At 68.6% G+C, this 7,588-nt stretch carries 4 protein-coding genes; 2 read left to right on the top strand and 2 right to left on the bottom strand.

Going from position 1 to position 7,588, the window contains the following annotated elements:
* Positions 1 to 96: 96 nt before the first annotated feature.
* Positions 97 to 1,233, bottom strand: coding sequence for a sensor domain-containing diguanylate cyclase (locus tag ASE78_RS14825; protein ID WP_056498102.1), 1,137 nt, complete (start codon positions 1,231 to 1,233; stop codon positions 97 to 99).
* A gap of 73 nt (positions 1,234 to 1,306) precedes the next feature.
* Positions 1,307 to 3,898 carry an aminopeptidase N gene (gene pepN, locus ASE78_RS14820; RefSeq protein WP_056498100.1) on the bottom strand — a complete coding sequence of 864 codons (2,592 nt, stop codon included), beginning with the start codon at positions 3,896 to 3,898 and terminating at the stop codon, positions 1,307 to 1,309.
* 149 nt (positions 3,899 to 4,047) lie between these two features.
* Between pepN and ASE78_RS14815 the strand changes: the two genes are divergently transcribed.
* Positions 4,048 to 5,676 (top strand): M20/M25/M40 family metallo-hydrolase, encoded by a 1,629-nt coding sequence (locus tag ASE78_RS14815; protein WP_235515097.1) that lies wholly within the window; start codon positions 4,048 to 4,050, stop codon positions 5,674 to 5,676.
* Positions 5,677 to 5,854: 178 nt separating this feature from the next.
* Positions 5,855 to 7,471 (top strand): M20/M25/M40 family metallo-hydrolase, encoded by a 1,617-nt coding sequence (locus tag ASE78_RS14810; protein ID WP_056498097.1) that lies wholly within the window; start codon positions 5,855 to 5,857, stop codon positions 7,469 to 7,471.
* Positions 7,472 to 7,588: the final 117 nt, after the last annotated feature.

Here is a 7,588-nt window from a genome sequence, read left to right as displayed (position 1 = left end):
CCTCCCGACCACCCACAGCGTATCCTGAATGGGTGGTCGGGAGGGGGAGCGGGCCGGCACCGCAAAATGCGTTTCGACGCATTTTCGGACATCCTGTCATGCGGCGCAGGGCACGCCCGACCGCCGCGCCTGTTTCGCCGCATACAGCGCGTCGTCGGCCGCCTGCATCGCGCCCTGCAACGTCGCCGATCCGGCGGGGCAGTGGGCGATGCCGATGCTCGCCGACCATGGCGGCACTTTTGCCGGACCATGCGGCGCGGCGCCCAGGTGGCGGTGCAGCGTGGCGGCCAGCACTTCGTCGTCGGGCATGAACAGGATCAGGAACTCGTCACCGCCCAGCCGGACCACCTCGGCGGCATGGGCATCGGCCCAGTGCCGCAGATGCGCGGCGAAATCGACCAGCAACCGGTCGCCCGCCGCATGGCCGCACCGGTCGTTGACCCCCTTGAACCCGTCGAGGTCGATCATCGCCACGCCGGCCCCCGCCGCCGCCCGCGCCGCTTCGCCATCGCCCAGCCAGCGACGGTTGTAGAGGCCGGTCAGCCCGTCGCGCCACGCCGCCTCGCGCAGCCGCTCCATCGCCACCATGCCCGGCATCGCCAGCAGCACCAGGTCGATCGCGACCATCAGCACCGGCTGCGTCATGCGCAGATAGGACGCTATCGCGTCGTTGCCCTCGCGCCCGATATAGACCGAGGCGAGGACCGTCGCATAGCTCGGCAGATGCGCCAGCAGCGCCACCCCGACCGCGCGCGACCATCCACCGACGCGCCGCGCCACGGTGCCCGCGAACAGCGACGCGCCGCATCCTCCCAGCACGACCGTCAGCATCGTGCCGCCGACCATGCGCTGCAACGGCGATCCGCCGGGGGTCGTGCCACCCGACGACAGGAACGCGGCCGCCAGATACCCGGTCGGCGGCAACGCCAGCAGGACGACGATCCACCACCGCCACGCCGGCATGCCGGCAAAGGCGCGCATGCCCACCAGCGTCAGCACCGTCGCCCCGCCGACCAGGCCGAACAGGACGCCGCCGATCGTCGGCACGATCGGCTTCGCCAATTCGCTCAGCCCGACGACGCCGACGATGTAACAGATGCCGCTCGCCGCCCAATATCCCCAGTAACGCTCGGCCGGCTGGCGCAGGCGCAAGGCGAGGAACGTCGCGGTGAAACACAGGCTGACGACGACCGCGCACAGGCTCAGCGTGGTTTCATCGGGCACCCGGAACACCGGCACGGTCCTTTTCGCATCGCATTGATTCGAAAAAGACTAACCGGGATTGATTGACGAGGGGTGAAACCGCTTACCCCAGCGACTTGCCCACCTGCTCCAGCATATCCTTGGACAGTCCCGGCACCGACAGGATGCGCTCCAGCTCAGCGCGCATTCGCTGGCCGCGCGCCGCGTCGAATCGCCGCCACCGCGCGAGCGGGGGCAGCATCTTGGCGGCGGTCTGCGGGTTGATCCGGTCGAGCGCGATCAACCGGTTGGCGAGGAAGCGGTATCCCGCGCCGTCGATCCGGTGGAACGCCTTCTGGTTCATCGCGAACGCGCCGATCAGCGCGCGGGCGCGGTTGGGGTTGGTCAGCGTGAAGTCGCGGTGCCCGGCCAGTTCCTCCACCTGCTCGAACGCATCGGCGCGGGTCGACAGCGCCTGCGTCGTGAACCATTTGTCGAGCACCAGCGCGTTGTCGCGATACCGGTTGTAGAAGATGTCGAGCGCGGCGATGCGCGCGTCGGCATCCGAATTGACCAGCGTCATCAGCGCGCCCTGCCGGTCGGTCATGTTGTCGGCGGCATCGAACTGGGCAAAGGCGATGGTGGCGGCATCGGCCGCGCCCGACGCGGCGATATAGCCCAGCGCCACGGTGCGCAGTCGCCGCTTGCCCTTGGCATCGGGGGTATAGGCGAAACCGTCGGGCGCGGCGGTGGCGGCATAGACCTCGCGCCAGTCGGCGATCAGCGCCCGGCCGATGTCGGCCCGCAGCGCCTCCCGCGCGGCGAAGATCGCATCGGGATCGACGATACCCATCTGGTCGCCGACGAAACTGTCGGACGGCAGCAGCACCGCCTCGGCCACGAACGCGCGGTCGAGCCGGTCGTCGGCCAAGGTGTTCGCCACCGCCTGCACCACCGCGTCATGCTCGCCGCGCCCGCCCGCGACCGATGCGACCAGCGTGTCGAGCATCAGTTGCTGCATCGCCTCGTATCGCGCGAACGGATCGTCGTCATGCGCGCTCAGGAAGGCGAGGTCGGCCGAACTGCGATCGGTTTCGACGATGACGGGTGCCGAAAAACCGCGGTTGATCGACAGGATCGGCCGCTCGGCCACCACTTCGAAAGTGACGCTGGCGGTTTCCTCTTCCAACAGCACCAGATGCTCCTCGCTCGCCGGCTCGCCCGTCTCGCCGCCGAACAGCTTGATCCTGAGCGGCAGGACCATCGGCCGCTTCACCTCCTGTCCCGGCGTCGGCGGCACCATCTGCCGGAGCGTCAGCGTGGCGCGCCCGCCGCCGGCGGTATGCTTCAGCATCGCCGAGACGCGCGGCGTCCCCGCCTGTTCGTACCAGCGGCGAAAACGCGACAGGTCGACGCCCGAGGCTTCCTCCATCGCGACCACGAAATCCTCGCAGGTGGCCGCCGTCCCGTCGTGCCGCGCGAAATACAGGTCGGTGCCGGCGCGGAATGCCTGCGGCCCCAGGATCGTCGCGATCATCCGCACGACCTCCGCCCCCTTGTTATAGATGGTGGCGGTGTAGAAGTTGCTGATCTCCTGATACGCATCGGGCCGGATCGGGTGGGCCAGCGGCCCGGCATCCTCGGGGAATTGCGACGCGCGCAAGGATCGGACATCCTCGATCCGCTTGACCGCCGCCGATCCCTGATCCGCCGAAAACCCCTGATCGCGGAACACGGTGAAGCCCTCTTTCAGCGAGAGCTGGAACCAGTCGCGGCAGGTGATGCGGTTGCCCGACCAGTTGTGGAAATATTCGTGCGCGACCACGGCGGCGATGCCGTCGTAATCATAATCGGTCGCGGTATCGGGGTCGGCGAGGATGTAGCGGCTGTTGAAGATGTTCAGCCCCTTGTTCTCCATCGCCCCGAAATTGAAATCGTCGACCGCGACGATGTTGAACACGTCGAGGTCATATTCACGCCCATAGACCCGCTCGTCCCACGCCATCGACGTTTTCAGCGCGTGCATCGCATGGTCGGTCTTGGGCAAGTCGGCGGCGCGGACCCAGATGCCGAGGTCCACCTCGCGCCCCGACGCGGTGACAAAATGCGACCGGTTGGCGACCAGATCGCCCGCCACCAGCGCGAACAGATACGACGGCTTGGGGAAGGGGTCGTGCCACTCCGCCCAGTGCCGCCCGTCGTCCAGATCGCCCGCGCCCACCGGATCGCCGTTCGACAGCAGCACCGGGAAGCGCGCCTTGTCGGCGGTCATGCGTACGCGGTAGCGTGCCAGCACATCGGGCCGGTCGGGGAAGAAGGTGATGCGGCGGAACCCCTCCGCCTCGCACTGGGTACACAGGTTCCCGCCCGAGGCGTACAGCCCCATCAACTGGGTATTGGCCTGCGGTTCGATCACGACTTCGGTCGTCACGTCATGCGCGTCGCCGGTGAGCGGCACGACCAGCACCGGGCCGTCCATATGCCAGCCATCGAACGGCACGCCGTCGACCTTCACCGCGCGCGGGGTCAGCCCGTCGCCGTCCAGCCGCAACGGCTCGTCGCCGTGCCGCACCACCGACAGCGTCGCGGTGACATGCGTGCCGCGCGGATCGAGGTCGAAATCCAGCGCCACGTCGCGCACCTGCCATGGGGGGGCGCGATACGCATCACGCCGGATGACGGGCGGGGCGATCGGGGTGCGCGTCGCGTCGAGCATAAGCATAGGAACTTCCGTTGGTGCCGGCGGCAGCCGGCGCGTTGCACGCCGCCCCGACTGGCGGTACGCCTGTATCTATGATCGCTTGTCGAAGGATTCCAATGTTCCGTCCAGCCTTGTCGCTTGGTCTTTTGCTTTCCACCGCCGCCATGGCCCAGACGCCACCCGCGCCCGCGCAGCCGACCGCTGCCGAGGTTCAGGCGAGCAATGCCCAGATCAACGCCGTCCTGCCGCCGGCGCAGGCGGCGATGAAGGCGCACGTCATGTTCCTCGCCAGCGACGCGATGCGCGGCCGCGACGCGGGGTCGCCCGAATTCGACATCGCGGCGCAATATGTCGCCTCGCAATTCTATGCGGCGGGGCTGCGTCCGGCGGGTGACGACGGCAGCTATCTCCAGCGCGTGCCGCTCATCAAGGTCGGCCCGGCCGACATGGGCAAGCTCGCCCTGAACGGTCAGCCGCTGACCTTCGGGCAGGACTATCTGCCCGGTGTCAATCCGGCGTCGGCGCAGACCATGCTCGCCGCACCGGTCGTCTATGTCGGCTATGGCGTGTCATCGCCGTCGCGTGACGATTACGCCGGGCTCGACGTGCGCGGGAAGATCGTCGCGGTGGTGCGCGGTGCGCCCGACGGCCTCGACAGCGAGGAAGCGGCGCATTTCGGCGGCCTGCCGACCAAGGCGGCGATTGCGAAGGCGAAGGGCGCGGTCGGAATTATCGCGCTCCAGACGCCCGAAGCGGCGGTACGCATGCCGATGGGCAAGACCGTCGCCACCGCGCAGCCGACCAGCGTCACCTGGGCCGAAGCCGATGGCAAGGGCCACATCATGGGCGACGGCGTGCCGACGCTCGCGACGCTGTCGGCGGCGGGTGCCGAAAAGCTCTTCGCCGGTTCGGGCACCACCTGGGCGAAGGCCGCCCAAGCGCTGTCGGCCAAGGGCAAATTCCGCGGGCTGGCGTTGAAGCCCCGCCTCGACGTGGCGATCAACACCGCCACCACCCCGTTGCCGAGCTACAACGTCGCCGGCATCCTGCCGGGCAGCGATCCCACGGTCGCGCCGGAGACGGTCGTGCTTTCGGCGCATCTCGACCATGTCGGCGTCGGCAGCCCGAATGCGAAGGGCGACACGATCTACAACGGCGCGATGGACAATGCGGTCGGCATCGCCTCGCTGATCGAGGAAGCGAAGCGCTTCGAGACGGCGGGCAAGGCGCCGCGCCGCTCGATCCTGTTCCTCGCGGTCACGGCCGAGGAAAAGGGCCTCGTCGGCTCCGACTATTTCGCGCACAACCCGACGATCGCGAAGATCATTCCGGGCGGCACGATGGTCGCCGACGTCAATCTGGACATGCCGATCATCACCTACAAGTTCACTGACGTCATTGCTTTCGGCGCGGCGCGCTCGACCTTGGGGGACATCGTCAAGCGCGCGGCGGCACAGGCCGGGGCCAGCTTCTCGCCCGATCCGATGCCCGAAATGGCGCTGTTCGTCCGCTCGGACCATTATCGCTTCGTGCAGCAGGGCGTGCCCTCGGTGTTCCTGTGGCCGGGCACGTCGGGGCCGGGCAAGGCGGCGGTCGATGCGTTCTTCGCCAACAACTACCACAAGCCTTCGGACGAGGTCGTGCAGGGGCCGCCGATCGACTGGGAATCGGGCGAACGCTTCATCAACGTGAACTACCAGATCGCCCGCGACATCGCCGACGCCCCCCAGCGCCCGGCATGGAACAAGGGCGATTTCTTCGGCACGCTGTATAACGGGTACGGCGCGAAGTGAGCTGACCGCCGCGTACGCCCCCTCATCCCCCGGACTTGTTCCGGGGGGCACGGTGCCGCAACCACAACGACTGGTGCGTGCGCGGCACGGTGGCCCCCGGAACGGGTCCGGGGTGACGATGGGGATGCGGAACCGGCTTCACGCCATCCTCCGCCGACCTTTTGATCGGGACACCCCCATGCGCCTCCTGCCCCTCACGCTGCTGCTCGCATCCACCACCGCGCTGGCGCAGACCGCGCCGCCGCTCACCCCGCAGGAAGCCGCGATGCGCGCGCATGTCGCGTTCCTCGCCAGCGACGCGATGCAGGGGCGCGAGCCCGGCACCCCCGAATATGACCGCGCGGCGGCCTATGTCGCCGATCAGTTCCGCGCGGCTGGCCTGCAACCTGCCGGCGACGACGGCGGTTATCTGCAAAAGGTGCCGCTCGCCGCGCTGGTGCCGGCGGGCGAGGGGCGGCTGACCGCGCCCGGTCGCCCGGCGCTGACCTTCGGCACCGACTACATCACCCCAACCAGCTTCCGCGAGGCCGACTTCCGGCGCGGCGGCGAGGTGGTGTTCGTCGGGCGCGGCGTCGTCGATGCGACGCACGGGCTCGACGACTATGCGGGCCTTGATGTGCGCGGCAAGATCGTCGCCTATCTCTACGGCGCGCCCGCCGGCCTGCCGAGCGAGATCCGCGCCCATCTGGCCAGTAGCGATTCGAAGCGCGCGACGGCGGCGGCGAAGGGCGCTACGGCCGTGATCGCGATCGAGAATGCCGAACAGGCCAAGCGCTATCCCTTCAGCTACATCGCCGGCATCTGGCGCGCGAAGCGGATGACGTGGGTGGGCAAGGACGGCGTGCCGCACGTCGTCGCCCCCGCCGCGCAGGCGGTCGCCGCGCTGAGCGCCACCGGCGCGGCCAAGCTGTTCACCGGCACGAAGATCGACTGGGCGGCGGTGGTGAAGGCCGATGCGGCGGGCCAGCCGACCCCGCGCGGGGCCACCGGCGTGCGCGTGTCGACGCAGCAGCGCGGGGTCGTCACCCGGTTCGACAGCAGCAACATCGTCGGCAAGCTCCCCGGCAGCGATCCGGCCTTGCGCGACCAGTATGTCGCGCTGTCGGCGCATCTCGACCATATCGGCGTCTCGACCGATCCCGACCTGCCCGCTGGCGCGGACCGGATCAACAACGGCGCGATGGACAATGCCGCCGGCACCGCCGCGATGATCGAGGCGGCCAAGCTGTTCGCCACCGACGTGAAGAAGCCGCGCCGCAGCCTGTTGTTCGTGAGCGTCACCGCCGAGGAAAAGGGCCTGATCGGCAGCGACTATTTCGCACAGAACCCGACGGTGCCTGTCGGATCGATCGTCGCCGACGTGAACCTCGACATGCCGATCCTGACCTATCGCTTCGAGGACCTCGTCGCGATCGGCGCGGACCATTCGACCGTGGCGCAGGCGGTCGGCCGCGCCGCCGCCGCGCGCGGGCTGAAACTCACCCCCGATCCCGAACCGGAGGAAGCGATCTTCGTCCGGTCGGACCATTATAGCTTCGTCAAGGCGGGTATCCCGGCGGTATCGCTCGACACCGGTCCCGCCGGCCCGGGCAAGGCGGCGATCGCCGATTTCCTCGAACACCGTTACCACCAGCCGGGCGACGACATGACCCAGGCGTTCGACTGGGCGGCGGGGCGCGCGTTCGTGAGCATCAACCACGACATCGCGCTCGACCTCGCCGATGCCGACGAACGGCCGCGCTGGAACAAGGGCGATTATTTCGGCCTGCTCTATGGCGGCTACGGCGCAAAGTGATCGGTTGACGGTGGTGTTGACGATGACCGCGCATCCACCCCCATCGTCACCCCGGACTTGTTCCGGGGTCCACCGTGCCGCGAACGCCGCAATCGTTGCTTGCGCGGAACCGTGGAC

This window comes from Sphingomonas sp. Leaf25, from assembly GCF_001421635.1.
Lineage (GTDB): Bacteria > Pseudomonadota > Alphaproteobacteria > Sphingomonadales > Sphingomonadaceae > Sphingomonas.
This window is presented reverse-complemented; position numbering and strand designations above follow the sequence as displayed.

Coding starts and splice junctions, on each gene's coding strand:
- pepN (WP_056498100.1), bottom strand. CDS start 3,898: ATGCTCGACGCGACGCGCACCCCGATCGCCCCGCCCGTCATCCGGCGT.
- ASE78_RS14815 (WP_235515097.1), top strand. CDS start 4,048: ATGGCCCAGACGCCACCCGCGCCCGCGCAGCCGACCGCTGCCGAGGTT.
- ASE78_RS14810 (WP_056498097.1), top strand. CDS start 5,855: ATGCGCCTCCTGCCCCTCACGCTGCTGCTCGCATCCACCACCGCGCTG.